General features: G+C 69.3%; 23 protein-coding genes. 9 read left to right on the top strand and 14 right to left on the bottom strand.

Annotated features, from left to right (window positions below; all coding sequences use genetic code 11):
* Positions 1-64: 64 nt before the first annotated feature.
* The 3 genes from ACP2AD_RS03610 to rpmF are packed head-to-tail and all read right to left on the bottom strand — an operon-like array spanning position 65 to position 2,279.
* Positions 65-1,033, bottom strand: coding sequence for a beta-ketoacyl-ACP synthase III (locus ACP2AD_RS03610; protein WP_425228717.1), 969 nt, complete (start codon positions 1,031-1,033; stop codon positions 65-67).
* A complete protein-coding gene (gene plsX / locus ACP2AD_RS03605; protein WP_425228716.1) occupies positions 1,030-2,070 on the bottom strand; it encodes a phosphate acyltransferase PlsX in 1,041 nt (346 codons plus the stop codon). The genes ACP2AD_RS03610 and plsX overlap by 4 nt, the downstream gene beginning before the upstream one ends.
* A 29-nt stretch (positions 2,071-2,099) precedes the next feature.
* Positions 2,100-2,279, bottom strand: coding sequence for a 50S ribosomal protein L32 (gene rpmF, locus ACP2AD_RS03600; protein ID WP_425228715.1), 180 nt, complete (start codon positions 2,277-2,279; stop codon positions 2,100-2,102).
* Between the two features lie 229 nt (positions 2,280-2,508).
* Between rpmF and ACP2AD_RS03595 the strand changes: the two genes are divergently transcribed.
* The gene (locus ACP2AD_RS03595; protein ID WP_425228714.1) at positions 2,509-2,949 is read left to right on the top strand and encodes an MAPEG family protein; all 441 of its coding nucleotides are present in this window, start codon (positions 2,509-2,511) and stop codon (positions 2,947-2,949) included.
* A gap of 13 nt (positions 2,950-2,962) precedes the next feature.
* On the opposite strand, the gene ACP2AD_RS03590 is transcribed toward ACP2AD_RS03595, so the two are convergent.
* Positions 2,963-3,619, bottom strand: coding sequence for an MBL fold metallo-hydrolase (locus tag ACP2AD_RS03590; RefSeq protein ID WP_425228713.1), 657 nt, complete (start codon positions 3,617-3,619; stop codon positions 2,963-2,965).
* A gap of 86 nt (positions 3,620-3,705) precedes the next feature.
* Here ACP2AD_RS03590 and ACP2AD_RS03585 point away from each other — a divergent pair, with 86 nt between their 5' ends.
* The 3 genes from ACP2AD_RS03585 to msrA all read left to right on the top strand — a co-directional run bounded on the left by ACP2AD_RS03585 (position 3,706) and on the right by msrA (position 7,626).
* Positions 3,706-5,451 carry a chorismate-binding protein gene (locus ACP2AD_RS03585; protein WP_425228712.1) on the top strand — a complete coding sequence of 582 codons (1,746 nt, stop codon included), beginning with the start codon at positions 3,706-3,708 and terminating at the stop codon, positions 5,449-5,451.
* Between the two features lie 27 nt (positions 5,452-5,478).
* Positions 5,479-6,678 carry a pyridoxal phosphate-dependent aminotransferase gene (locus ACP2AD_RS03580; protein WP_425228711.1) on the top strand — a complete coding sequence of 400 codons (1,200 nt, stop codon included), beginning with the start codon at positions 5,479-5,481 and terminating at the stop codon, positions 6,676-6,678.
* Positions 6,679-6,966: 288 nt separating this feature from the next.
* Positions 6,967-7,626 carry a peptide-methionine (S)-S-oxide reductase MsrA gene (msrA, locus tag ACP2AD_RS03575; protein WP_425228710.1) on the top strand — a complete coding sequence of 220 codons (660 nt, stop codon included), beginning with the start codon at positions 6,967-6,969 and terminating at the stop codon, positions 7,624-7,626.
* Between the two features lie 152 nt (positions 7,627-7,778).
* Here the strand turns inward: msrA and pdeM are convergent, their stop codons facing one another.
* On the bottom strand, positions 7,779-8,441 hold the full coding sequence (gene pdeM / locus ACP2AD_RS03570; RefSeq protein ID WP_425228709.1) for a ligase-associated DNA damage response endonuclease PdeM: 663 nt from the start codon (positions 8,439-8,441) through the stop codon (positions 7,779-7,781).
* An 89-nt stretch (positions 8,442-8,530) separates the two neighbouring features.
* Here pdeM and ACP2AD_RS03565 point away from each other — a divergent pair, with 89 nt between their 5' ends.
* Complete coding sequence (locus ACP2AD_RS03565) at positions 8,531-8,905, top strand: hypothetical protein (RefSeq protein WP_425228708.1); 375 nt, start codon at positions 8,531-8,533, stop codon at positions 8,903-8,905.
* Here the strand turns inward: ACP2AD_RS03565 and ACP2AD_RS03560 are convergent.
* The 4 genes from ACP2AD_RS03560 to ACP2AD_RS03545 form a co-directional block, all read right to left on the bottom strand.
* On the bottom strand, positions 8,886-10,277 hold the full coding sequence (locus tag ACP2AD_RS03560; RefSeq protein WP_425228707.1) for a M20/M25/M40 family metallo-hydrolase: 1,392 nt from the start codon (positions 10,275-10,277) through the stop codon (positions 8,886-8,888). The two genes, ACP2AD_RS03565 and ACP2AD_RS03560, sit on opposite strands and share 20 nt — an antisense overlap.
* 67 nt (positions 10,278-10,344) lie before the next feature.
* A complete protein-coding gene (locus ACP2AD_RS03555; protein ID WP_425228706.1) occupies positions 10,345-11,343 on the bottom strand; it encodes an aspartyl protease family protein in 999 nt (332 codons plus the stop codon).
* 41 nt (positions 11,344-11,384) lie between these two features.
* The gene (locus ACP2AD_RS03550; RefSeq protein ID WP_425228705.1) at positions 11,385-13,796 is read right to left on the bottom strand and encodes a ligase-associated DNA damage response DEXH box helicase; all 2,412 of its coding nucleotides are present in this window, start codon (positions 13,794-13,796) and stop codon (positions 11,385-11,387) included.
* Positions 13,797-13,838: 42 nt separating this feature from the next.
* Positions 13,839-14,012: a hypothetical protein gene (locus ACP2AD_RS03545; RefSeq protein ID WP_425228704.1), complete on the bottom strand. Its 174-nt coding sequence runs from the start codon at positions 14,010-14,012 to the stop codon at positions 13,839-13,841.
* 96 nt (positions 14,013-14,108) lie between these two features.
* Between ACP2AD_RS03545 and ACP2AD_RS03540 the strand changes: the two genes are divergently transcribed.
* Both ACP2AD_RS03540 and ACP2AD_RS03535 read left to right on the top strand, forming a co-directional pair.
* Positions 14,109-15,107, top strand: a complete 999-nt coding sequence (locus ACP2AD_RS03540; protein WP_425228746.1) for a ligase-associated DNA damage response exonuclease — start codon at positions 14,109-14,111, stop codon at positions 15,105-15,107.
* A gap of 116 nt (positions 15,108-15,223) precedes the next feature.
* Positions 15,224-15,814 (top strand): hypothetical protein, encoded by a 591-nt coding sequence (locus ACP2AD_RS03535; protein WP_425228703.1) that lies wholly within the window; start codon positions 15,224-15,226, stop codon positions 15,812-15,814.
* A gap of 3 nt (positions 15,815-15,817) precedes the next feature.
* On the opposite strand, the gene ACP2AD_RS03530 is transcribed toward ACP2AD_RS03535, so the two are convergent.
* On the bottom strand, positions 15,818-16,207 hold the full coding sequence (locus tag ACP2AD_RS03530) for a hypothetical protein (RefSeq protein ID WP_425228702.1): 390 nt from the start codon (positions 16,205-16,207) through the stop codon (positions 15,818-15,820).
* Positions 16,208-16,313: 106 nt separating this feature from the next.
* Here ACP2AD_RS03530 and ACP2AD_RS03525 point away from each other — a divergent pair, with 106 nt between their 5' ends.
* A complete protein-coding gene (locus ACP2AD_RS03525) occupies positions 16,314-17,006 on the top strand; it encodes a response regulator (protein ID WP_425228701.1) in 693 nt (230 codons plus the stop codon).
* On the opposite strand, the gene ACP2AD_RS03520 is transcribed toward ACP2AD_RS03525, so the two are convergent.
* Positions 16,987-19,011: an ATP-binding response regulator gene (locus ACP2AD_RS03520; RefSeq protein WP_425228700.1), complete on the bottom strand. Its 2,025-nt coding sequence runs from the start codon at positions 19,009-19,011 to the stop codon at positions 16,987-16,989. The genes ACP2AD_RS03525 and ACP2AD_RS03520 overlap by 20 nt on opposite strands.
* A gap of 198 nt (positions 19,012-19,209) precedes the next feature.
* Here ACP2AD_RS03520 and ACP2AD_RS03515 point away from each other — a divergent pair, with 198 nt between their 5' ends.
* On the top strand, positions 19,210-19,572 hold the full coding sequence (locus ACP2AD_RS03515) for a hypothetical protein (protein WP_425228699.1): 363 nt from the start codon (positions 19,210-19,212) through the stop codon (positions 19,570-19,572).
* Positions 19,573-19,660: 88 nt separating this feature from the next.
* Here the strand turns inward: ACP2AD_RS03515 and rpoN are convergent, their stop codons facing one another.
* The 3 genes from rpoN to ACP2AD_RS03500 all read right to left on the bottom strand — a co-directional run bounded on the left by rpoN (position 19,661) and on the right by ACP2AD_RS03500 (position 22,821).
* The gene (rpoN, locus tag ACP2AD_RS03510; RefSeq protein WP_425228698.1) at positions 19,661-21,112 is read right to left on the bottom strand and encodes an RNA polymerase factor sigma-54; all 1,452 of its coding nucleotides are present in this window, start codon (positions 21,110-21,112) and stop codon (positions 19,661-19,663) included.
* 163 nt (positions 21,113-21,275) lie between these two features.
* Positions 21,276-22,064, bottom strand: a complete 789-nt coding sequence (gene lptB, locus ACP2AD_RS03505) for an LPS export ABC transporter ATP-binding protein (RefSeq protein WP_425228697.1) — start codon at positions 22,062-22,064, stop codon at positions 21,276-21,278.
* A 232-nt stretch (positions 22,065-22,296) separates the two neighbouring features.
* Positions 22,297-22,821, bottom strand: coding sequence for an LptA/OstA family protein (locus ACP2AD_RS03500; RefSeq protein ID WP_425228696.1), 525 nt, complete (start codon positions 22,819-22,821; stop codon positions 22,297-22,299).
* Between the last annotated feature and the right edge of the window lie 3 nt (positions 22,822-22,824).

Raw genomic sequence — 22,824 nt, 5'->3', positions numbered from 1 at the left:
GCATGCGCCGAATCGACACCGGTAGCGTCCGTGGCGCACTCCTTCGTGCGCCATCGCCGATCGTTCAGGTGCGCAGCACCGCCGCCCCCCAGGTGAAGCCGCCGCCCATCGCCTCCAGCACGACGATCTGGCCCGCGTTGATCCGGCCGTCGCGCATCGCCGTGTCGAGCGCGAGCGGCACCGACGCCGCGGACGTGTTGGCATGCTGATCGACGGTGACCACCACCTTTTCCGGCGGCAGGCCCAGCTTGCGCGCGGTCGCGTCGAGAATGCGGGCGTTGGCCTGATGCGGCACCACCCAGTCGACCTCGGCCGCGGTCAGCCCCGCGAGCTGCAGCCCTTCTTCCATCACCGCCGCCAGGTTGACGACGGCGTGACGGAACACCTCGCGGCCCTTCATGCGCAGCTTGCCCACCGTGCCGGTGGTCGACGGGCCGCCGTCGACATAGAGCAGGTCGTTGTGGCGGCCGTCGGCGTGGAGCTTGGTCGCCAGGATCCCCGGTCCAGCGGCATCGGCGCTCTCCCTCGCCTCCAGCACGATCGCTCCCGCGCCGTCGCCGAACAGGACGCAGGTGGCCCGATCCTCCCAGTCGAGGATGCGGCTGAACGTCTCCGACCCGATCACCAGCGCGCGGCGGTGGACGCCCGCGCGCAGCATCGCGTCCGCGACCTGCACCGCGTAGAGAAAGCCCGAGCACACCGCCGCCACATCGAACGCGACGCAGTCGGCGATGCCGAGCAGCGCCTGGACCTTCGTCGCCGACGAGGGAAAGGTCTGGTCGGGGGTCGCGGTCGCCAACACGATCAGGTCGACGTCCGCGGCGAGTACCCCTGCCGCCGCCAACGCCGCCTTTGACGCGTCGGCGGCGAGTGTCGCGGTCGTCTCGTCCGGACCGGCGATGTAGCGGAAACGGATACCGGTGCGCTCGACGATCCATTCGTCGGTGGTGTCGACCTGCTGCGCCAGCTCGGCGTTCGACACGCGCCGCGCGGGCAGCGCCGCACCGGTGCCGGTCAGGACGCTGCGGATCACGCGGCCGCGCCCTCCCGTTCCGGCGCGAAATTGCGCAGGTCGTCGGCGATCCGGCGGGTCAGGTCGGCGCGCACCATCTTGGCGGCATTGCCGATCGCCACAGCGACCCCGTTCGCGGTCGCGCCGCCATGACTCTTCACGACGATGCCGTTGAGGCCGAGGAAGACCGCGCCGTTATGATTGTTCGGATCGAGATGCTCGCGCAGCAGCTCGGTCGCGGGGCGCGAGATCAGGAAGCCGAGCTTCGAGCGCACCGATGAGGTGAACGCGCGGCGCAGCAGGTCCGCGACGAAACGCGCAGTTCCCTCCGCGGTCTTGAGCGCAATGTTGCCGGCGAAACCGTCGCATACGATCACGTCATGGTCGCCGCGCGCCAGCTTGTCGCCCTCGACGAAGCCGGTGAAGGTCAGCGGCACCTTCGCTTCGCGCAGCATCGCCGCGGCGGCGCGGATCTCGCCGGTGCCCTTCTGCTCCTCGGAGCCGATATTCAGCAGCGCGACGCGCGGGCATTCCAGCTCCAGCGTGGTGCGCGCGAAGGCTGCGCCCATCACCGCGAACTGGACGAGGTTGCGCGCGTCGACCTCCGCATTGGCGCCGAGATCGAGCATGATGACGTCGTTGGCGCCCAGCGTCGGCAGTGGCGCGGCGAGCGCCGGGCGATCGATCCCGGGCAACGTCCGCAGCGCCAGCTTCGCCATCGCCATCAGCGCGCCGGTATTCCCCGCGGAGACGGCGGCGCCCGCGCGCCCCTTCTTAACCAGATCGATGGCTATCCCCATCGAGGTGCGCTTGGCGCGGCGGATCGCCTGACTAGGCTTGTCGCTGCCGCCGATCACCTCGGGCGCATGCACCACCTCGGCATTGGCGAGGAGGTTGGGATGCCGCTTCAGTCCATCGGCGATCTGCACCTCGTCGCCGACCAGCACGAAGCGCATGCCGTCATGAGCGCGCCGCGCCTGCGCGACGCCGGCCAGCATCACCGCCAGCCCTTCGTCGCCGCCCATCGCATCGACGGCGATCACTGACTGGTCGGTCACGGCAGCGGTCCGGGTCTGGCTTCGCGCGCTCAGCCCTCGACCGCGACGATCGCACGACCGTTATAATGGCCGCACGCATTGCACAGATTGTGCGGACGCTTAAGCTCGCCGCAGTTCGGACACTCCTGAAAGCTCTCCACGGAGAGCGCGTCGTGCGCGCGGCGCATGCCACGGCGGGAGGGCGAGGTCTTTCTTTTGGGAACGGCCATTTCGGCACCTTGCTGTCACATCGAATACAAACGCGTTACGCCCGCACGCACGCCCCGGCAACCGGCTCGCCGTCGCCGGGAGCAGGCCGCGTGAAGGGCAGCTCGTGACGGCCGGACGCTTCGCGAAGCGCGGGCCTATAGCGGATGGCGCGTCCGTTGCAACCCGCGCAATTTGCCTGAGGCCGCGACACGTGGCAGGTTGCAACGGAAATCCGGAAAGGGCCGAACGATGATGATCTTGCCGCAGGTATCGCTGGTACTCGCCGCCGCGCTGGCGCTGATCAACTGCTGGCTGTCGTTCCGCGTCGGGCAGGTGCGCGGCAGCGAGAAGGTGTCGATCGGCGACGGCGGCAACGACCGCGTGATCCGCCGCATGCGCGCGCATGCCAATTTCGTCGAGAATGCCTGGGCGGTGCTGGCGCTGGTGCTGGTGATCGAACTGAGCGTCGGGACCAGCATCTGGCTGTGGGCGGCGGCGGCGCTGTTCGTGGCGGGACGGATCGGGCACGCGTTCGGCATGGACGGCTGGTATCCCGGGCGCACCGGCGGCACCGGCATAACCCTGGGGCTGCAGCTGATCCTGGCGATCTGGGCGGTGGTCATCCCGCTCAAGGCGCATCGGGCCGCCACGGCCGCTCCCGTTGCCGAGACGACAGTACCGCAGGGCTGACCGGTCGGCCGGGTCAGGCGAGCGCCGCGTCGCCGACGAAGGGATTGGTGCGGCGCTCGTGCGCGAAGGTCGACGCCTCGCCGTGGCCGGGAATGAACGCCGTCGCGTCGCCCAGTGGCCACAGCTTCTCGACGACTGAACGTACCAGCGTCGCATGATCGCCGCCTGGCAGGTCGGTGCGCCCGACCGAGCCCTGGAACAGCACGTCGCCGACCTGCGCGAACTGCGAGGCTGCGTGGTGGAAGATCACGTGCCCCTGGGTGTGGCCGGGGGTATGATAGACGTCTAGCGTCAGGTCGCCGACGCGCACCGTGTCGCCGTCGTCGAGCCAGCGGTCGGGCTCGAACGGCACCCCGGCGATACCCCAATTGCGGCCGTCCTCTTCCAGCCGCGCCAGCCAGAACCGGTCGGCTTCGTGCGGCCCCTCGATCGGCACGCCCAGCGCGTCGCTCAGCGGCTTCGCCTCGCCGGCATGGTCGATATGGCCGTGGGTCAGGAGGATCTTCTCCGCCGTCACCCCCGCCTGCCGCAGCGCCGCCATGATCCGCGCCGAATCGCCGCCCGGGTCGATCACCGCCCCCTTCATCGTCGCGGTGCACCAGATGATGGTGCAGTTCTGCTGGATCGGCGTGACGGTCACGATCGTGGCACGGAGGGGCGGGTTGGGCATCGCCGGGAGATGGCGGGGACGGACGGCGGGGTCAACAATCCGCACACCCCCTTGCAGGCGAGGATGCCGCCTGCGATCCCGCTCGGGTGCTCGACGTCTCCACCCCCTTCGTGCTGTTCGACGACGCGCGCGACGGGGGTGCGCCGGCCAGGCTGTATCGCGATCCCGTCGAGATCGTCACCGCCGCGACCGTGGCGGCGGTGGGCCCTGCCCTCGACCGGGTGCGCGCCGGGGTGGCCCGGGGCCTGTCCGCCGCCGGGTGTCTCGCCTATGAAGCGGCACCCGCGTTCGAGCCGACGCTGACCCTTCCTGCTCCCGCCAGGCCGCTCGCCTGGTTCGCGCTGTTCGAGCGTTGGGCCGAGGTCGACGTCCCCGCGCTGCTCCCCGATCCGGCCGGCGTGCGCGTCCTGCCGCCGCAGCCCTTGATCGGCCGTGCCGATTACGACCGCCGCATCGTACAGGTGCTCGAGCTGATCGCGGCGGGTGACGTCTATCAGGCGAACCTCACCTTTCCGGCCGCGGTGCGATTCCTCGGCGATCCGCTCGCGCTCTACGCCGCCTTGCGTCCACGCGCCGCCGCCGGCTGGGGCGGCATCGTCGCGACCGGCGACGCGCTGATCCTCTCCTTCTCCCCCGAGCTGTTCTTCGCGCTGGAAGGCGGCCATCTCACCTGCCGCCCGATGAAGGGCACCGCGCGGCCAGAGCCCGGCGCCGCGGACGCACTCGCTGCCGACGCAAAGAACCGGGCCGAGAACCTGATGATCGTCGACCTCATCCGGAACGATCTGTCGCGCGTCGCCGTGGCTGGCAGCGTCGCGGTACCCGCGCTGTTCACGGTCGAGCAGTATCCGACGGTGCTGCAGATGACATCCACCGTCACCGCCAACCTTGCGCCGGACAAGGATGCGGTCGACGTCCTTGCCGCCGCCTTTCCCTGCGGCTCGATCACCGGCGCGCCCAAGCTGCGCGCGATCGAGGCGCTGGCGGCGATCGAGGGCGCGCCGCGCGGTGTCTATACCGGCTCGATCGGGCGGATCGACGCGAACGGATCGGCGCAGTTCAACGTCGCGATCCGGACGCTGCTTGTACGCGGAAGCGAAGCGACGCTGGGCTTGGGCGGGGGCATCGTCGCCGACAGCCGCGCCGATGACGAGTGGGACGAGGCGCTGGCCAAGGGCGCGTTCCTAACCGCGGGCCAGCGCCCGGCCGACCTGATCGAGACGATGCGCTTCGATCCGCTCGACGGGCTGCTGCTGCTCGACCGGCACCTCGCGCGGATGCGCGACAGCGCCGCCGCGCTCGGCGTCCGCTTCGACCGGCACGACGCGCGCAACGAGCTGCAGGCCGCGACCTTCCGGCTGCGCGAGGTGCGGCGCGTTCGCCTGCTGCTCGCCGCGTCGGGGGCGATCGCGATCGAGGTCGGGCCGCTGCCCGCCTGGCCGGCGACGCCGGTCGCGGCCGCGATCGTGCCGCTGCCGGTCGACCGCACCGACTGGCGGCTCCGCCACAAGACCAGCGACCGCGGCTTCTACGACGCGGCGCGCCGGGCGGCGGGGACCACCGAAGTGGTGTTCGCCGACCCCGACGGTTTCCTGACCGAGGGCAGCGTCACCAGCCTGTTCGTCGAGCGCGGCGGCGTCCTCCTCACCCCGCCGCTCGCCCGCGGCCTGCTCCCCGGCGTGCTGCGCGCCGATCTCCTCGCGACCGGGCGCGCCAGCGAGGCCGACCTCACCCCCGCCGACCTCGCCGGCGGCTTCCTCATCGGCAACGCGCTCCGCGGCCTGGCGCCGGCGATTGTTGCGGTTGCGAACGGAAGCGCCGCACCGCTATAGCCCGCCCGCCGACCAGGGGGTTTCCACATGCAGCCGTCCGCCGCACTCGCGCGCATCAGCCCCTCGCCGACGCTCGCCGTCTCCGCGCGCGTCATGGAGCTGCAGCGCGCCGGGATCGACGTGATCGGGCTGGGCGCGGGCGAGCCCGACTTCGACACGCCCGAGCACGTCAAGGAAGCGGGCATCCGCGCGATCCGCGACGGTCGCACCAAATATACCCAGGTCGACGGCATCCCCGAGCTGAAGGAAGCGATCCGCGCCAAGTTCGCGCGCGACAATGCGCTCACCTATGCGCAGGATCAGGTGACGGTGAACGTCGGCGGCAAGCACACGCTGTTCAACGCCATCGTCGCGACCGTCGACGCCGGCGACGAGGTGGTGATTCCCGCCCCCTATTGGGTCAGCTATCCCGACGTCGTCCAGTTCGCGGGCGGCGTCCCGGTGATCGCGTCCGCCGGGCCGGAACAGGGATATAAGCTCACCCCCGCCGAGCTGCAGGCGGCGATCACGCCCCGGACCAAATGGGTCATCCTCAACTCGCCGTCGAACCCGACGGGGGCCGCCTATTCGGTTGCGGAACTCCGCGCGCTCGGCGAGGTGCTGGCGCGCCATCCGCAGGTCTGGATCTTCGCCGACGATATGTACGAGCACATCGTCTATGATGATTTCCGGTTCGCGACGATCGCGGAGGTCTGCCCCGAGCTGTACGACCGAACGCTGACCGTCAACGGCTGCTCCAAGGCGTATGCGATGACCGGCTGGCGGATCGGCTTTGCGGGCGGCGGGGCGTGGCTGATCAAGGCGATAGCGAAGCTGCAATCGCAATCGACCAGCAACCCGTGCTCGATCGCGCAGGCCGCCGCCGTGGCGGCGCTGACCGGGCCGCAGGATTTCCTGAAGGAGCGGGCGCGTGCCTTTCAGTCGCGACGCGACTTGGTGGTGTCGATGCTGAACCAAGCGACCGGGCTGAGCTGTCCGCGGCCGGATGGGGCGTTCTACGTCTATCCGTCGGTCGCCGGGCTGATCGGCAGGACGACGCCGGGCGGCGTCATGATCGACTCGGACGAGGCGTTCGTCACCTATCTGCTCGACGACGCGCGGGTGGCGGCGGTGCAGGGCGCCGCGTTCGGGCTGTCGCCGGGCATGCGCATCTCCTACGCGACCTCGGAGGATCTGCTCCGCACCGCCTGCGAGCGCATCCAGACCGCGTGCGCCGCACTGCGTTAACGGGATGCCGACCGGGAGATGAACGGGCGCTCCAGCTTCCATTAAGCTCGTAACGCTAACACCGGTGCTTGTCCGGGGACGGGGTAAATCCCATCTCCGCTGCAACCTTTCCCCGATGGCGATCGTACTTGCTATCGAAAGTCAAGCGACAGGCATTAAGATGATGAGCGTTCTGAAAATGAGTTTTGTGTGGCAGTTCGCCGCCGGTTTCGCGCTGGGCGCGCTCGGGCTGGTTGCGCTGCACCCCGGTGAGGCGAAGGCCGACACTGCGCCAATCCATCTCGCACGATGAAGCTGCTGGTTCCGCTTGCGATTGCCGGGACGGTGGCGCTCGGCGGGCTGGCGCTGACCGGTGCGGCGCGGGCCGAGCGCGCGGTGCCGATCCCTGCGGCGCGCATCGACCTGCCGCCCGCACCGGGGCTGCAGTCCGCGGTGCTCGCGGGCGGCTGCTTCTGGGGAATGGAGGGCGTGTTCGAGCAGGTCCGCGGCGTCCGTCAGGTCATCGCCGGCTATGCGGGCGGCACGCGCAACACCGCCACCTATGACCAGGTTTCGACCGAAGGCACAGGTCACGCCGAGGCGGTGCGGATCACCTACGACCCGCGGCAGATCAGCTATGCGACGCTGCTTCGCGTCTATTTCTCGATCGCGCACGACCCGACCGAGCTGAACCGCCAGGGGCCGGACACAGGTACGAGCTATCGATCCGCCATCTTCCCGCAATCGCCCGATCAGGCGCGGGTCGCGCGCGCCTATATCGCGCAGCTTGGCGCCGCGCATGCCTTCGGCCATCCCATCGTGACGCGGGTCGAAACGGGCGCGTTCTTCCCGGCCGAGGCCTATCATCAGGGCTTCTATCGCCGCAACCCGACCCATCCGTACATCGTGATGTGGGACAAGCCCAAGGTCGCGGGCTTCCGGGCGGGATTTCCGGCCCTCGCTCGTTAACGTTCTGCGGCGGCGCCCGCGCGGAAACCACTGTCCTACAAAGGGCCGGACGGTATCGCCCGGGTCCGCTCTTTCGCAGGTCCGCTTACTCGCCCCGGATCGCGGCGTCGCTGTAAGCGTGCGTGACCCTCTACTCAGCCGCTACTTCCGGGTCACGCCGCCAGCGGAAACCGCAGCAGTCGGTTGTGGACCGGCACCAGCGCCTCCGCCACGCGGCCGACGGCGCGCACGATCGCCGGGTGATGCGCGTCGAGTCCGCCGGTCAGCGCCCCGAAGGCGGGCAGGATCAGCTTGCTCGGCGTCGCCACGAAGCAGCGCCGCGCCACCTGACGCCCGCGCACAGTCAGCCGCAGCTTGGGGTGAAAATGGCCCGACAGCTCCGGCCGGCGCTCGTCGGGCGTCGCCTCATGACGCAGCACCAGCCCGTCGACCACCGCCTCCGCCGCCAGCTCACCGCCGCAGCGGTCGGCGATCACCGGATCGTGGTTGCCCGTGATCCAGGTCCACCGCGTCCGCGCGGTCAGCGCCGTCAGCGTCGCGCGCGCTTCCCCCGGCAGCCGCTCACACCCCTCGCCGTCGTGGAAGCTGTCCCCCAGGCACCACAGCTCCGCCGCATCGGTCGCGACGACCAGCGCCTCCAGATCCGCCAGCGTCGCCAGCGTGTCGTAGGGGGGCAGCATCTGGCCGCGCCCCGCGAACCAGCTCGCCTTTTCGAGATGCAGGTCGGCGACCAGCAGCGCGCGCCGCGCGGGCCAGAACAGCGCGCCCTGGCCGAGCGCGAACAGCGCATGTCCACCGAACGAAAAGGGAACCATCGCCGCCCCCCTAGCCGCGCCGAGTCGACGGGCGCAAGTTGTTAAGGCGAAAGTCTTATCGCCGAGCCCTCCGGATCGGTAAACTGCTCATGCTGCTCCCCCTGTTCCTCGCCCTTCTCGCCGCCCAGGCGCCCGCGACGCCGCCGCCGCTCCCGGCCGCCGACGCCGCCGACGGCCGCTGCATGGTCGTCTTCGCCGCGCTGGGCTCGCGCCTGCCGCCCGAGCAGCGGCCGATGCTGCAACAGGGCGTCATGTATTTCGCGGGCAAGCTGCGCGGCCGCACCGCCAGCATCGACGTCGCCCAGACGCTGGTGCGTGCCGGGCATGAGGCGCAGGCGGCGCATCTTTCGCCGCAGACCGACCTGGTTCGCTGCCGCGACGAGCTGCAGGCCGTCTCGACCTCGCTCGGCCGGATCAGGGCCGTGGTAAACCCGTCACCCGCGCCTACCCCGCATAGGCCTTGACGAGGTCGAACAGGTAATCGCGGCCGTCATACAGCGAGCGCACGCGGATGCGCTCATTAAGGCCGTGGGTGCCGCTGCCGTCGCGGTCGATAAACATGCCGGGCGCGCCGTAGACGGGGATGCCGATCGCCTCCAGGAAGATACCGTCGGTAGCACCGGTGGACATCACCGGTAGGATCGGCATGCCGGGAAAGTGCCGCGCCGCGACCGCCTGCGCCGGGCCGGTGATCATCGGGTCGAGCCGCGGCGGTACTGCGGTCGGGCGGATCGGCTGGTTGACCGTGACCGTCACCCCCGCGCCGGCCAGCTCGCGCAGCTTGGCGAGCGTGCCTTCCACCGTCTCGCCGGGAAAAATGCGGCAGTTGACGTTCGCGGTCGCGCGCTGCGGCAAGGCGTTCTCGGCATGACCGGCGCCCATCAACGTGGCGACACAGGTGGTGCGCAGCGTCGAATGCAGCGCCTTGTCGCGGCTGACGATCGCATCGGCGGCGCGATCCTCCGGGTTCGCCAACAATCGCGTGATCGCCGCCCCCGCCTCGCCGCCGAGCGCATGCGCCGTCGCGGTGAAGAAGGCGCGGGTGGTGTCGGTGAAGCGGACCGGGAACTCATAGCCCTGCACCGCCCGCAACGCGTCGCCAAGCCGATAGATCGCGTTGTCGGGCACCGGCTGCGACGAGTGGCCGCCGGCGTTGGTGACGGTGAAGGTGTAGTTCTGCGCCGCCTTCTCGCCGACCTGGATCGCGAGCAGCTGACGATTGCCGTTCTCGTCAATGCGGCCGCCGCCGCCCTCGTTGAGCGCGAATTGGGCGGCGATCAGCTCGGGCCGGTTGTGCGCCAGCCACTCGGCACCGTTGAAGGCGAAGGTCGTCTCCTCGCCGCAGGTCAGCGCCAGCTTGATCGTGCGGTGCGGGCGATAGCCACTGGTCCTGAAGCGAATCATCGCATCGGCCCAGATCGCCGCCTGCGCCTTGTCGTCGATCGTCCCGCGGCCGTAATAATAGCCGCCTTCCTCGACCAGCATGAAGGGATCGCGCTGCCAGTCCTCGCGCCGCGCCTCGACCACGTCGAGATGCGCGAGCAGCAGCATCGGGCGCGCACGCGCGTCGCTGCCGGGCAGGACGGCGACCAGGCCGCCCTCCCGGGGATGGTCGGGAACGGAGAAATAGGTGAGCTGGCTGTCGGGATAGCCCGCGGCGTGGAGCCGCGCGCCGATCTGCGCCGCCGCCTGGGTGCAGCTGCCGGCCGACAGCGTCGTGTTGGTCTGGACCAGCTCGCGGTAGAGGTCGAAAAAGGCGCGCTGGTCGGGCCGGGCCTGCGCCTGTGCCGTCACGGGCGCGATGGCCAGCGCCGCCATCATCCAGCCGAGTTTCATCGCACCTTCTCCCCTGCTTTCGCCCAAGTAGAGCGGCAAATCACGCTGGGAGCAACGGTCTCCGCCGTTACTCGAAGCCGGCGGAGCGCGTGCCGTCGAACGCCATGCCCATATGGCTGCGCGGCAGGGCGAAGCGGATCTCGCGATTGGCGAAGTCAATGTCGACCTGCCGGAACAGCCGCAGCGCATCCATGCCGAGCATCAGCGCCGGCTTGCCGGTCAGCCCAAAGCGCGCAAACGGCGGCACGTCGGAAAAGGCGACGCGGACGTTCTGAAAGCCGATGCCGCCGATGCTGAGCTCGTCGACCGACCGCGCGTCGGTGGTCAGCGTCCCGCCGGTCGCCGAGGTCAGCTGCAGCGGCCCCAGCGACCGCGCACGGCGCGTCACGGCGGCGAGCAGCGCGGTGTTGCCGACCGTCACGGGCGAGCCGGTATCGATCACCACCGCGATCCGGCGCCCGTGGAAGAAGGCGTCGGTGACGATCAACTGACCGTACAGTGAGCGGGCGGTGACGACCACCTCGTTGGCCATCGCCGCCTGCCGGGCGCCGTTGGCGCGCCGCCGCGACGGGCGCAGCGTCATTCGATCGTGGTCGAAATCGATCGATACGGCATGTCCCTGCAGCGCGTCGATGCCGAGCATGCCGACCGCGCCCAGATCACGCGCCTCCAGCGCGGGCGCCTCGATCGCCTCGTGCGCGACGGTCGAAACCGACAGGTGCGGCACCACGACCGAGCTGGTGATCGCCGGGCCGGTCATGGCGATGACCCGCAGCTGCGGACCTGATGCGAGGCCCAGCACGCCGGCCAGCTCGCGGCTGACCACCGTGCGCTCGGCGCCGGTGTCGATGATGAAGTTCCACGGCCCCCGCTGGTCGATCGAGACGGGCACCGTCATCCGCCCCGCATTGGCCCCGATCGCCAGCATCGCCTCGTCCGAGAGCGGCACCGGCGGCGGGGTGGGCGGGGCGATGATCAGCTGGGCGAGCGCGGTATCGAGCGGCGCGGCGGGCGGCGGAGCGGCGGCGGTCGCCGCAGCGGCAAGGAGGGGGACAAGAGCGAACATCGCATGATGATGCGCCCGAACGGGACGTTTGCAAATACGCTTCACTCGAGCCGCATCGCATCGGCGATCAGCGCCTCCGCCTCTACCAGGAGCGCGTCCTCGCCCGCGCCGCCCGTCGCCACCCGCTCACGGCCGATCAGTGTCAGCACCGGCACCGCCAGCGGCGTGACGCGGGGCAGGTCGACATGGACCATCGTCGCCGCCGCGCGGTCCAGCAGCCCCGCCAGCCGCCCGACATCGGTCATCCGCGCGCGCGCATCCGCCCAGGCGGCTTCAAGCAGCAGGTGCGTCGGCTCGTATTTGCGCAGCACGTCATAGATCAGATCGGTCGAGAAGGTCACCTGCCGCCCGGTCTTGCGCTTGCCCGGATGCTGACGCTCGACCAGGCCGCCGATCACGGCAACCTCGCGAAAGGCTCGTTTAAGCAGGTGGGAACGCTCGACCCAGTCGACGAACTCATGCTCCAGGATGTCGGCTGAGAAGAGCGACGCCGGATCGGTGACCGGCTCGATCGAATAGGTCGCGAGCGCATAGTCGTTGGCGACGAAGCCCAGCGGCTTCAACCCGTGCGCCTCCATCCGCCGCGTCACCAGCATGCCGAGCGACTGGTGGGCGTTCCAGCCTTCAAAGCTGTACGCTACCATGTAGTTGCGCCCCTCGCGCGGGAAGGTTTCGACCAGCAGCTGCCCAGGCTCGGGCAGGACGGAACGCTTGAGCTGGATCTCAAGCCATTCACGCACATCAGCGGGGAACCGCGGCCATTCGGCGGGCGTGGCGAGAAAGCCGCGGACCCGGTCGGCGAGGTTGGTCGACAGCGGCATCCGCGCGCCGCCATAGGTCGGGATGCGCGCCGGCCGCGTGGAGGCGCGGACGACCAGGTCCTCCGTGTCGATCCGCTCCACCTCGCATGACAGCCCGGCGAAGAAGAAGGTGTCGCCCGGCGTCAGCGTCGCTGCGAAACTCTCCTCCACCTTGCCCAGGTTGCGGCCATTCTTGAAGCGGACCGTCAGCATCGTCGCCTCGACGATGATACCAGCGTTGAGGCGGTGCTGGGCAACGAACTTCGGGTGACTGACGCGCCATACCCCGTCGGCATCCTCGGTCAGGCGCTTGAAGCGGTCATAGGCCTTGAGCGCGTAACCACCGTCGCGAATGAAGCCGAGAACGCGGGTAAACAGCTCGTCCGACAACGCGGAATAGGGCAATGCCGATCGCACCTCGTCGAGCAGGTCGGCGGCGCGGAATGGCCCGGCGCAGGCGCAGGCCATCACATGCTGCGCGAGCACGTCGAGCGCGCCGGGGCGGAAGATGTCGGGGTCGAGCTCGCCGGCCTCAACCGCGTCGAGCGCGGCGCGGGCTTCGAGGTACTCGAAGCGGTTGCCGGGGACGACGATGCCCTCCGAGGGCTCATCGAGGCGGTGGTTCGAGCGGCCGAGCCGCTGCAGCAGCCGCGACGAGCCCTTGGGCGCGCCCATCTGGATGACACAGTCGACGTCGCCCCAGTCGACGCCCAGGTCGAGCGACGCGGTGGCGACCAGGGCACGCAGGCGGCCGTCGGCCATCGCCTGCTCCACCTTGCGCCGCGCCTCGCGGGCCAGGCTGCCGTGATGGACGCCGATCGGCAGGCTGAGCGTGTTGACCTTCCACAGATCCTGGAAGATCAGCTCGGCGAGGCTGCGGGTGTTGCAGAAGATGATGGAGGTGCGGTGGGTCTCGATCTCCGCCATCACCTGTTCGGCGGCATAGCGGCCCGAATGGCCCATCCACGGCACGCGATCCTCGGGCAGCAGGATGGCGATGTCGGGGTCGGCGCCGGGCTCGCCCCACACTAGGTCGACCGCGCCGATATCGCCGTCGGGCGCGAGCCAGGCTCGATAGCCGTCGGGGTCGGCCACCGTCGCCGACAGCGCGACCCGGCGCAGCCCCGGCGCCAGCCGCTGCAGCCGCGCCATGCACAGCGACAGCAGGTCGCCGCGCTTGCCCGTCGCAAAGGCGTGAACCTCGTCGACGACAATGCAGCGCAGCCCGGCAAACAGCAGCGTGCTGTCGGGATAGCTGAGCAGCAGCGACAGCGACTCGGGCGTGGTCAGCAGAATGTTGGGCGGCTTCACCCGCTGCCGCACCTTGCGATCCGACGGCGTGTCGCCGGTGCGCGTCTCGACGGTGATCGCAAGCCCCATCTCCTCGACAGGGGCGAGCAGGTTGCGCTGAATGTCGATCGCCAGCGCCTTGAGCGGCGAGACGTAGAGGGTGTGAAGACCGTCCTGCGGCTGCTCGATCAGCTCGGCCAGCGTCGGCAGGAAGCCCGACAGCGTCTTGCCCGCGCCGGTGGCGGCCACAAGCAACGCATGCCGCCCGGCGCGCGCGCGGTCGAGCATGTCGCGCTGATGACGCCGCGGCGACCAGCGCCGCGTGGCGAACCAGGTGGTGAGTTGAGGAGGGAGGTCGATCAAGATCGGTATCCAGTCACTCCTCCCCTGCACGAGGAGGGCCGGTCAGCCGTCGCGCGACGTCTCACCCGCCTTGTCCGCGCGATCCTGCTCCTGATACAGATCCCGCGTGGCCTCTTCCGTGCGCTTGTAACCGCGCCGCGACTGGCGGTTGTTGAGCGCGGCCCAGCCGATCGCGGCGGCCAGCAGCACCGCGCCGACTATGGTCCAGTAATACATCATGGGCGGCGCTCCGGCTGCTGTTCATAGCCTTCAACGCGGCGACCGGTCGTTTCGCTCCCGGACCCGGCAAGCATCGCCGTGCGTAGTGCAGCGATGGCGCGCCTGGGCGATTGGCTGGAACCGCATCCACACGGCATCTACGTTCGCCCCGCGGACGCCTGGGTCGATCCGTCGCGGCCCGAAGCGCGCGCACTGGTGACGCACGGCCATGCCGATCACGCCCGCGGCGGGCATGGCGAAGTGTGGGCGACGCCGGAGACGCTGGCGATCATGGCGGCGCGCTATGGCGAACAGACCGGGCGACCGGTCGGTTATGGCGAGAGCGTGCGCCTCGGTGAGGTGGACGTAGGCTTCGTTCCCGCGGGCCATGTGCTCGGCTCCGCGCAGATCGTGCTCGATTTTCGCGGCGAGCGCATCGTCGTGTCGGGCGACTACAAACGCCGCCCCGATCCGACCTGCGCGCCGTTCGAGCCGGTCGGCTGCGACGTGTTCGTCACCGAGGCGACCTTCGCCCTGCCGGTCTTCCGTCATCCCGAGACGGGCGATGAGATCGACAAGCTGATCGCGGCGCTCCACGCCAATCCCGATCGCTGCGTGCTGGTCGGGGCCTATGCGCTGGGCAAGGCACAGCGGGTGATCGCCGAACTGCGCGCGCGCGGACATGAAGCGCCGATCTACATCCACGGTGCGCTCGCGCGGTTGTGCGAACTCTATGCCGATCACGGCGTCCGATTGGGCGAACTGCTGCCCGCGACCGGCGCGGCGAAGAAGGATGTGGCGGGGCACGTGGTGCTCTGCCCGCCCGGCGCGCTCAACGACCGCTGGTCCAGACGCCTGCCCGACCCCATCACCGCGATGGCGAGCGGCTGGATGCGCATCCGCCAGCGCGCGCGCCAGAAGAATGTCGAGCTGCCGCTGATCCTGTCGGACCATGCCGATTGGGACGAGCTGTGCGACACGCTGCTGGAGCTTTCACCGCGGGAGGTCTGGGTGACCCACGGCCGCGAGGAGGCGCTGGTCCACTGGTGCGCAATGCGCCAGATGAAGGCGAAGCCGCTGCATCTGGCGGGGTTCGAGGATGAAGATGACTGACGCGCCGTTGCAGCGGCGCTGTCGCACCCTCATCGCAATCCCGGCTGCGTGACGCATCCATCCAATCGCCGGCCTGGCGCCTCGGCTTAGCCTCCGGCGCCACAGCGGGGGGAATGATGGTCAAGCTCGATCATGACAGCGACGGCAACGTCTACGAGGTGTGGAAGCAGCAGCAGGAAAGCTCGTGCGGTGTCGCGTCGATCTGGATGGCCAGGTGCCTGGTCCAGCAGAAGTCGATCAACGAGGATGAATGGTCGCTGGCGCGGGCCGTGTATATCAGCGTCGTCGGCCAGACGCTGGCGGCGATGGACAAGCGCAAGGATGACGGGCCGCAAAGCTATGATGCGACCAAGCTTCCCGCCAACCGCGAAACCAGCGCCAACGCCATCGCCTCTGGCGGATACAGCGCCGAACAGATCCGGACGGCGCTGATTGGACAAGGGCTGAGCGTCGATGCGTCGATCCCCGATGGGGCCGGCACACCCTTCAACGCGAGCAAGCTGGGCGATCGCCGCCCCGCGGTGGTGCTGGTCCAGTGGAAGAACGGCGCGGGCCATTTTGTCGTCGCGGCACGGCAGTCGAGCTATGGCACGATTGTCTTCCTCGATCCCTGGGACGGCAAGGTCAACGAGCGGCCGAACACCACCCGCTACCGCGGTCGGTATGGCAATGCCGGGCAGATCGTCGCGGTTCTCTACCTGTCGTGAGCGCTAGGCGGCGTCGGCCTGGCCCGCGTCATCGAACAGCCACCGCTCCGCCTCATCCATGTCGGTAAAGACCTGGGCGTCGCGTGAGCCGATCGCGCGTTGCAGCTGCATGCGCGCCAGCGTCGAGGCGGTGACGAAGGCGAGCCGCTTCGAGCGGTACATCGGATCGGCGAGCACCTGACCCCAGCGCTGCACCACTTCCTGCGTCTGGATCGCCATGTCGCGGATGTCGGTCAGCGACAGATGCTGGTAGGGTCCACAGCGCAGCCGCGCGAACACCGCCTTGCGGGCGAGCAGATAGCCACGGATCGCGGCATCATCGAAAAAGCCCGACAAGCGGGTCAGCACCAGACTGCGCGCGACGTCGACGGAGAACTCGAACCGGGGCTGCATGGCCGGCAGGGTAGCCGCGGATACTTAACATCGGCCTACGCCGTCGGCATCGCGCCTAGACATATGTCGGGTAGCCGGTCACCGCCCGGCCATCTATTTGAAACGCATGGAAACCCCGTCCCCAACCGCCGAGACGCCGCTGGCCGTCCTGCTGCTGGAAGATTTCGGCCTGATCCGCTCGGGCATGCATCGGCTGATCGTCGAGAGCGAGCCGCGGGCGCAGGTCACGGAGGCCGGCAGCTATCAGGCGGCGGTCGACGCGCTGGAGCGGCAGCCTTTCGCCATCGCCTTTCTCGACCATGATCTTCGCGACGAGAAGACCGGGCTCGACCTGCTGAAATGGATCCGCGAGCAGGACATGCTGACCCGCGTCATCATGCTGTCGGGCGAGGCGGACGAGGCGCTGGTGATGACCTGCCTGAAGGAAGGCGCGGCGGGGTATATCTGCAAGGATCTGGACAGCGACGGCATGTTCCGGCGCGCGCTGGACGCGGTGCTGCAGGGGAGCGTGTTCCTGCCGTCGGGCGTCCTCGGGCGGCGCGGCTTCTCGCCGTCGCAGGTGCGCCCGACCACCGCCACCGCCGCGTCGCTGGGGCTGACCGGGCGAACCTTTGAGGCCTTGTATTATGCGAGCCAGGGACTCGCCTACAAGACGATCGCGCGGGCGATGAACATCGAGGAGGCGACCGTGCGGCAGGAATATATGCCCAAGCTGTTCCGCGCCTTTGCTGTGCGCAGCCGCGCCGATCTACAGGCGGAGCTGGCGCGGCGCGCGCTGATCATCCCGAAACCGGACTGATCGCCGCCGCGAGCGCGTCGATCAGTTCGGGCGGCGTGACCGGTTTCTGCAGCACCCGCGGCCTCGCACCCGCAATGTCGCCCAACGGCAGGGCGCCGATCTCGCCGGTCAGCACGATCGCGGGGATATCGCCGCCGAACTGCGCCCGTACCCGGGCGATGACGTCGGCGCCGGTGCAACCGTCCGACAGCCGCCAGTCCGTCAGGATCAGGTCGGGCGGACGCTCGATTTCGGGCAGTTCGGCCTCCAGGGCGGCGAGCGAGGCGAAGCCGTCGCACAGCATGCCCGTCCGCTGCAGCTGGTCGAGCGTCGCCTCGCGCACCATCCGGTCGTCCTCGACGAACAGGCAATAGGATTGCGCCAGTTCATGTGTGGCCGCTTCGACGCCCGCGGGTCCGGAGGCGGGGGCGAGGTCCGGCGCGCGTGGGATTTCAATCGAGAAGCGCGTGCCGCTGCCCGGCGTCGAGCGCATGTCGAGCCGGTGTTCGGCCAACCGCTGCCAGATCGCGTTGGCGATCGACAGGCCCAGGCCGACGCCGCGGTCGCGGTCGCGCTGCGGGTTGCCGAGCTGAACGAACGGATCGAACACGCGGCCCCAATCCGCGCGCGCGATGCCGATGCCGTTGTCGACGATGTCGACCCGAACGCGGCGCGGAAACACGACGACGCCCAGCAGCACCTGCTGGCGCGCACCCTTGGCCGGGTCGCTGTATTTGACGGCGTTGGAGAAGATATTGCCGATCAGCCGCTCCAGCAGCACCGCATCGCTGCGCACCGCGACCGCATCGTCGCACCGCCGCAGGCGGAGTCCCACGCCGCGCTCCTCCGCCTGGCCCGCACTGACCGCCGTTACCGCGCGCAGGATCGGCGCGAGCGCGAATGCGGTATAGTCGGGCTTGACCTGTTCCGATTCGAGACTCGCCATGTCGAGGACGGAGCGCAGCGTCCGGGTCGCCGCGCCGGCCGCCTCCTCGGCATGGTCCAGCGCGGCGGCGCTGCGGCCGCGATCGTCGCGTGCCAGCGCCGCACGAGCGCTCGCGACCTGCTGCACGACCGCGAACAGCGCGTTGCGCAGGTCGTGCGCAAGGTTGCGCAGGAACGCCGTCTTCTCCGCATTGCGCCGCTCGGCGGTCTCGCGGAGCGCATTCTCGGCCTTGACCAGCGCGTCGGTCTTGACCGCGGTCGTGCGCTCGCTGGCGAGCAGCGCGGCGTTGTTCTCCGACAGTTCATGCTCGCGCGCGAAGGTCTCGCGCGACAGCCGCTCGCGCTCGACCGCGATCACCAGGCCCGCCACCGCGAACAGCGCCAGATAGAGGCTGCCGACCGTCGAGAACGACCCAAACGAGCCGATCGCCTCGTGCAGCGTGTCGAAGATGCCGTGCTTGAAATCCTTGCCCATGCCGCCGCCGATCGGCGCGCCATGCTGTTTGCCGAAGCCGGCGATGAAGTTAGTGCTGCGTTCGACCCCGAGCAGCCCGACGATCTGCTGCGCGAATCCGAGCACCACGAAACTCAGGCACAGCTCCACGAACAGGATCGCCGCGATCGCGCGCGCCGGCATCCGGAACAGCCCGCACATCAGCATCATCAGGAGCGACAGGCTTGGATAGTAAAAGAGGTAGTGAAGGTAGCCGACCAGGATGAGGGCAAGCAGCGCACAGATGTAGAGCGTCAGGTTGATGCCGCCGATCAGCGCCGTGACCCACGCCGCCTTTATCCGCATCGCGACCAGACCGCCGACGATCGCCACCGCGCCGACGACTCGCAGCGCCTTCAGGTGATAGAAAAGGTCGCCCGGGTGATGGTGGATATTGTCCCAGACGATGTGCAGCAGCCAGATCGCCAGCACGACATACAGCGAGCCTCGCCGCACATCGCGCGCGGTGCGATCGACCGCCGCGCGATAATCGCGCTCCAGCGCGGGCGGGAAGCGCGCGGGCGGGATGACGGCGGCGAGCAGCTCCCGGCCGCGGCCGACCGCCGTGTCGATGAAATCGCGCTGCATCGGCCGCCCCCGGCTGTGTCGGAAGCTTGATCCGACAAAGCGCGCGCGGGAGCAACCGACAATTGTCGGGCGGCGCGGCCCGACATCAAACACGCGCTTCTCCCACAGCTGTCGGGCAGACCGCGGCTGTTTCCGCGCCAATAACGCTCCTTGTCGAGGCGGCGGAATGGTCCGGCGCCACGAACTAGGAGACCCCCGATGTTCAAGTTCACCACCTTCGCCAAGATCGCCGCCACGCTCGCGGTCGCCACGCTCTCGCTCCAGGCCGCGCCCGCGCTCGCCAATCCCAGCCACGACCGCTACGACCGCCACGTCGTCATCCAGAATGAGTCGAGCCAGACGATCATCGAGGTTCGCGGCACGCCGACCACCTGGGACAATTACGGCCACGATCTGATCCCGACCTCCGTCATCGGCAGCGGCGAGCAGCAGAGCGTCAATTTCGATGTCGGCAGCGGCGAGTGCCAGTATGACCTGCAGGTCAAGCTGGAGGACGGCAACACGGTGACCCGCCACAACGTCAATGTCTGCGCGATCAGCAACTGGACGGTGGGCGACTGAGCGCGACGCATGATCACGACGCCGAACGGGGCGGGAGGGGCGACCTTCCTGCCCCCTGCGTATCAGGCGCGTGCCATGGCCCGCGGGCCTAAGTCCGCTCCAATGCCCGGGCACGGCGGCGCTGCACCGAACTGCCGATCCCCATGCCCTCGCGGTACTTGGCGACGGTTCGCCGGGCGATGTCGAAGCCTTTGGCGTTGAGCTGCTCGACCAGCGTGTCGTCGGACAGCACCGCGGCGCCCTCGCCCGCGATCAGCGCCTTCAGCGCCGCCTTGACCGCGGCCGCCGAGACCGCCTCGCCACCGTCGGCCGCCTGAATTGCCGAGGTGAAGAAATATTTCAGCTCGAACAGCCCGCGCGCGCAGTGGAGATATTTGTTCGACGTGACCCGGCTCACCGTCGATTCGTGCATCTCGATCGCGTCGGCAATCCGCGCCAGCGTCAGCGGCTTCAGATGCTGTACCCCGTGGAGGAAGAACGCCTCCTGCTGACGCACGATCTCGGTCGCGACCTTGACGATCGTGCGCTGGCGCTGGTCGAGCGCCTTGACCAGCCAGTTGGCGCCCGCGAGCATGTCGCCCAGCCACGCCTTCGACGCCTTGTCCTGCGCGCCCGACGCGAGCTGCGCATGGTAGCGGCGGTTGACGAGCACGCGCGGCAACGTCGCGGCGTTCAGTTCGATCGCCCAGGACCACCCGTCCTTGATCCGCGACCGGGTGACGAACAGGTCGGGGACCACCGACTGCACCGGCTCGCCGCCATAGCGGCAGCCGGGCTTGGGATCATAGGCGCGCAGCTCGCGGATCATCTCCGCCATGTCCTCATCGTCGACCCCGCACAGCCGCTGCAGCCGCTTGAGTTCGCCGCGCCCGAGCAGGTCGAGATTCTCGATCAGCCGCGCCATGCACGGGTCGTAGCGGTCCGCCTCCTTTGCCTGCAGCGCCAGGCACTCGGCGAGGTCGCGCGCGCCGACCCCGGTGGGATCGAAGGTCTGGACAGTGGCGAGCACACCCTCGACGCGCGCGAGCGGCACCCCCACGCGCAGCGCGATGTCGAGCAGTGTCGCGCGGAGATAGCCCGCCTCGTCGATCTGATCGATCAGATGCTGGGCGATGAACAGGTCCGCGCCCGCCACCGCCGCGCCCGCCTGGGCGAGAAGATGGTCGGCGAGGCTGTCGGGCGGGCTGCCGAGCGTGTCGAGGTCGGGCAGCTCCTCGCCACCGGCACCGCCCACGCTCGGGCCGGTCGACAGCGCCGCCTCGTTCGGTCCGTCGTCGAAGCGCTCGGCGGCGACATCGACGTCCAGCGCCGCCTCGCCCGCGGCGCTGTCCGCCTCCACCGGCTGGGCCTCGACCGGCTCGGGGGTCGCGCGTTCGGTGGTCGGGTCGGCGGCGAGCAGCGGGTTGCGCTCCAGCTCGTCGGCGATGAACGCTTCGATCTCCAGGTTCGACAGCGTCAGCAGCTTGATCGCCTGCTGCAGCTGCGGCGTCATCACCAGCGACTGCGCCTGACGGAGCTGAAGCGAGGGGGCGAGAGACATGGCTCAACGCTTTCCGGGACGGGGAGGTGGCGGTCGCGAAGCGGCTGATGGACGGGGCGGGCCGCCGGCGACACGCGTGCGGCCCGCCCCGTCCACCACCCGGCCAGACCGGGCGGTCCCCCTCCCCGTCCCGGGGAGGATCAGCGGGCGGCCGCCCATCGCCTCACAGCTCGAAACTCTCGCCCAGATACAGCCGCCGGACATTCTCGTCCGCGACCAGCGCCTGCGGGCTGCCGGTGAACAGCACCCGGCCGTCATAGATGATATAGGCGCGGTCGACGATCTCCAGCGTCTCGCGAACATTGTGGTCGGTGATCAGCACGCCGATGTCGCGGCGCTTCAGGTCCTTCACCAGGTCGCGGATGTCGGCGATCGAGATCGGGTCGATGCCCGCGAACGGCTCGTCCAGGAGCATGATCGACGGGTCCGCCGCCAGCGCGCGCGCGATCTCCGCCCGCCGCCGCTCGCCGCCCGACAGCGCCATCGCGGGCGCCGCGCGCAGCCGGGTCAGCCCGAACTCGTCGAGCAGCCGGTCCAGCTTCGCCTGGCGCGCCGCCTTGTCGGGCTCGGCCAGTTCGAGGACGGTCATGATGTTCTTCTCGATCGACAGCCCGCGGAAGATCGACGTCTCCTGCGGCAGATAGCCGAGCCCCAGGATCGCGCGGCGGTACATCGGCAGCCCGGTGATGTCGTCGCCGTCCAGGACGATCCGCCCCGCATCGGGCTTCACCAGCCCCATCACCGAATAGAAGCATGTCGTCTTGCCCGCACCGTTGGGCCCGAGCAGCCCGACCACCTCGCCGCGACCGACCGACAGCGACACGTCCGTCAGGACCGACCGTTTGTCGTAGCTCTTGGCGATCGACACGACCTGCAGCCCGCGATCGACGGCGGTCTCCGCCAGCGACGGCGATGTCGGATCGGGCTCTAGCGTGGCGGACTGGGCATCCATGGGTCTGGGCCTCGCAGATAAATGGTTAGCGACCGGTTACCGTCGACCCGCTTGGCAAGATTCATGCATCAAGCGGCTGACCGAGGAAAGCAATCTGTCGATCACGCGGTTCAGTGGTGCAGGAGAATATGCGCCATAAGGAAGAACGCGCATGCGACGACCAGCGCTGCCATTCCCCACAATGACGATGGCAGAAAGACCGAACGACGCGCGACCGGGCGCATGTCGCTGCCTATCGGCGATCGGGGACGGAGAAGGTGCCGGTCACCCGGCCGCCGCGCGCGGTCGTCGCGCCGCCCGCGCCCGCACCGCCGCTGCCGACCGACGAACCGTCGATCACAGCGCGGCCGGTATCGAGGTTGATCGTCAGCCGTCCGCCGTTGACGGTGTTGGCCCCCTGGGTCAGCGACACCGCGCCCAGCATGGTGATGACACGGCGGTTGAGGTCGTAGATCGCGTAGCTCGATCGCGCGGTCTGGTCCGGGCGGCGCACGGTGACCCCGCCGCTGGCGTCGAGGCGCGACACCTGCGGGCTGCCGTTCACGACCTGGCCGGTATAGGCGACGGTCATGCGCGCCGCGGCCAGGCTCATCTCCGCCTGCCTTACCGAAACGTTGCCGGAGAGCACGGCGCGGTTTGCCCGGTCCTGCAGCTCGATATGATCGGCGCCGAAGTCGATCGGCGCGGCGGTGTTGTGACTGCCCTGCGCCAGCGCCGGCGCCGCAGCGAGGAGCGACAGGAAGAAAAAGCGGCGCATCGG

The sequence above is a fragment of the Sphingomonas sp. genome (assembly GCF_965248875.1).
Lineage (GTDB): Bacteria > Pseudomonadota > Alphaproteobacteria > Sphingomonadales > Sphingomonadaceae > Sphingomonas.
The sequence above is the reverse complement of the archived record's forward strand: the minus strand, read 5'-3'. Positions and strand labels throughout refer to the sequence as shown.

Bases quoted from the DNA above. Each gene is read 5' to 3' on its own strand.
- ACP2AD_RS03565 (WP_425228708.1), top strand. From the start codon at position 8,531: ATGCTGCTCCCCCTGTTCCTCGCCCTTCTCGCCGCCCAGGCGCCCGCG.
- pdeM (WP_425228709.1), bottom strand. From the start codon at position 8,441: ATGGTTCCCTTTTCGTTCGGTGGACATGCGCTGTTCGCGCTCGGCCAG.
- ACP2AD_RS03595 (WP_425228714.1), top strand. From the start codon at position 2,509: ATGATGATCTTGCCGCAGGTATCGCTGGTACTCGCCGCCGCGCTGGCG.
- ACP2AD_RS03515 (WP_425228699.1), top strand. From the start codon at position 19,210: ATGTTCAAGTTCACCACCTTCGCCAAGATCGCCGCCACGCTCGCGGTC.
- ACP2AD_RS03540 (WP_425228746.1), top strand. From the start codon at position 14,109: ATGGCGCGCCTGGGCGATTGGCTGGAACCGCATCCACACGGCATCTAC.
- ACP2AD_RS03555 (WP_425228706.1), bottom strand. From the start codon at position 11,343: ATGTTCGCTCTTGTCCCCCTCCTTGCCGCTGCGGCGACCGCCGCCGCT.
- ACP2AD_RS03530 (WP_425228702.1), bottom strand. From the start codon at position 16,207: ATGCAGCCCCGGTTCGAGTTCTCCGTCGACGTCGCGCGCAGTCTGGTG.
- ACP2AD_RS03590 (WP_425228713.1), bottom strand. From the start codon at position 3,619: ATGCCCAACCCGCCCCTCCGTGCCACGATCGTGACCGTCACGCCGATC.
- ACP2AD_RS03580 (WP_425228711.1), top strand. From the start codon at position 5,479: ATGCAGCCGTCCGCCGCACTCGCGCGCATCAGCCCCTCGCCGACGCTC.
- rpoN (WP_425228698.1), bottom strand. From the start codon at position 21,112: ATGTCTCTCGCCCCCTCGCTTCAGCTCCGTCAGGCGCAGTCGCTGGTG.
- ACP2AD_RS03500 (WP_425228696.1), bottom strand. From the start codon at position 22,821: ATGCGCCGCTTTTTCTTCCTGTCGCTCCTCGCTGCGGCGCCGGCGCTG.
- ACP2AD_RS03545 (WP_425228704.1), bottom strand. From the start codon at position 14,012: ATGTATTACTGGACCATAGTCGGCGCGGTGCTGCTGGCCGCCGCGATC.
- msrA (WP_425228710.1), top strand. From the start codon at position 6,967: ATGAAGCTGCTGGTTCCGCTTGCGATTGCCGGGACGGTGGCGCTCGGC.
- ACP2AD_RS03520 (WP_425228700.1), bottom strand. From the start codon at position 19,011: ATGCAGCGCGATTTCATCGACACGGCGGTCGGCCGCGGCCGGGAGCTG.
- ACP2AD_RS03525 (WP_425228701.1), top strand. From the start codon at position 16,314: ATGGAAACCCCGTCCCCAACCGCCGAGACGCCGCTGGCCGTCCTGCTG.
- lptB (WP_425228697.1), bottom strand. From the start codon at position 22,064: ATGGATGCCCAGTCCGCCACGCTAGAGCCCGATCCGACATCGCCGTCG.
- ACP2AD_RS03560 (WP_425228707.1), bottom strand. From the start codon at position 10,277: ATGAAACTCGGCTGGATGATGGCGGCGCTGGCCATCGCGCCCGTGACG.
- ACP2AD_RS03535 (WP_425228703.1), top strand. From the start codon at position 15,224: ATGGTCAAGCTCGATCATGACAGCGACGGCAACGTCTACGAGGTGTGG.
- rpmF (WP_425228715.1), bottom strand. From the start codon at position 2,279: ATGGCCGTTCCCAAAAGAAAGACCTCGCCCTCCCGCCGTGGCATGCGC.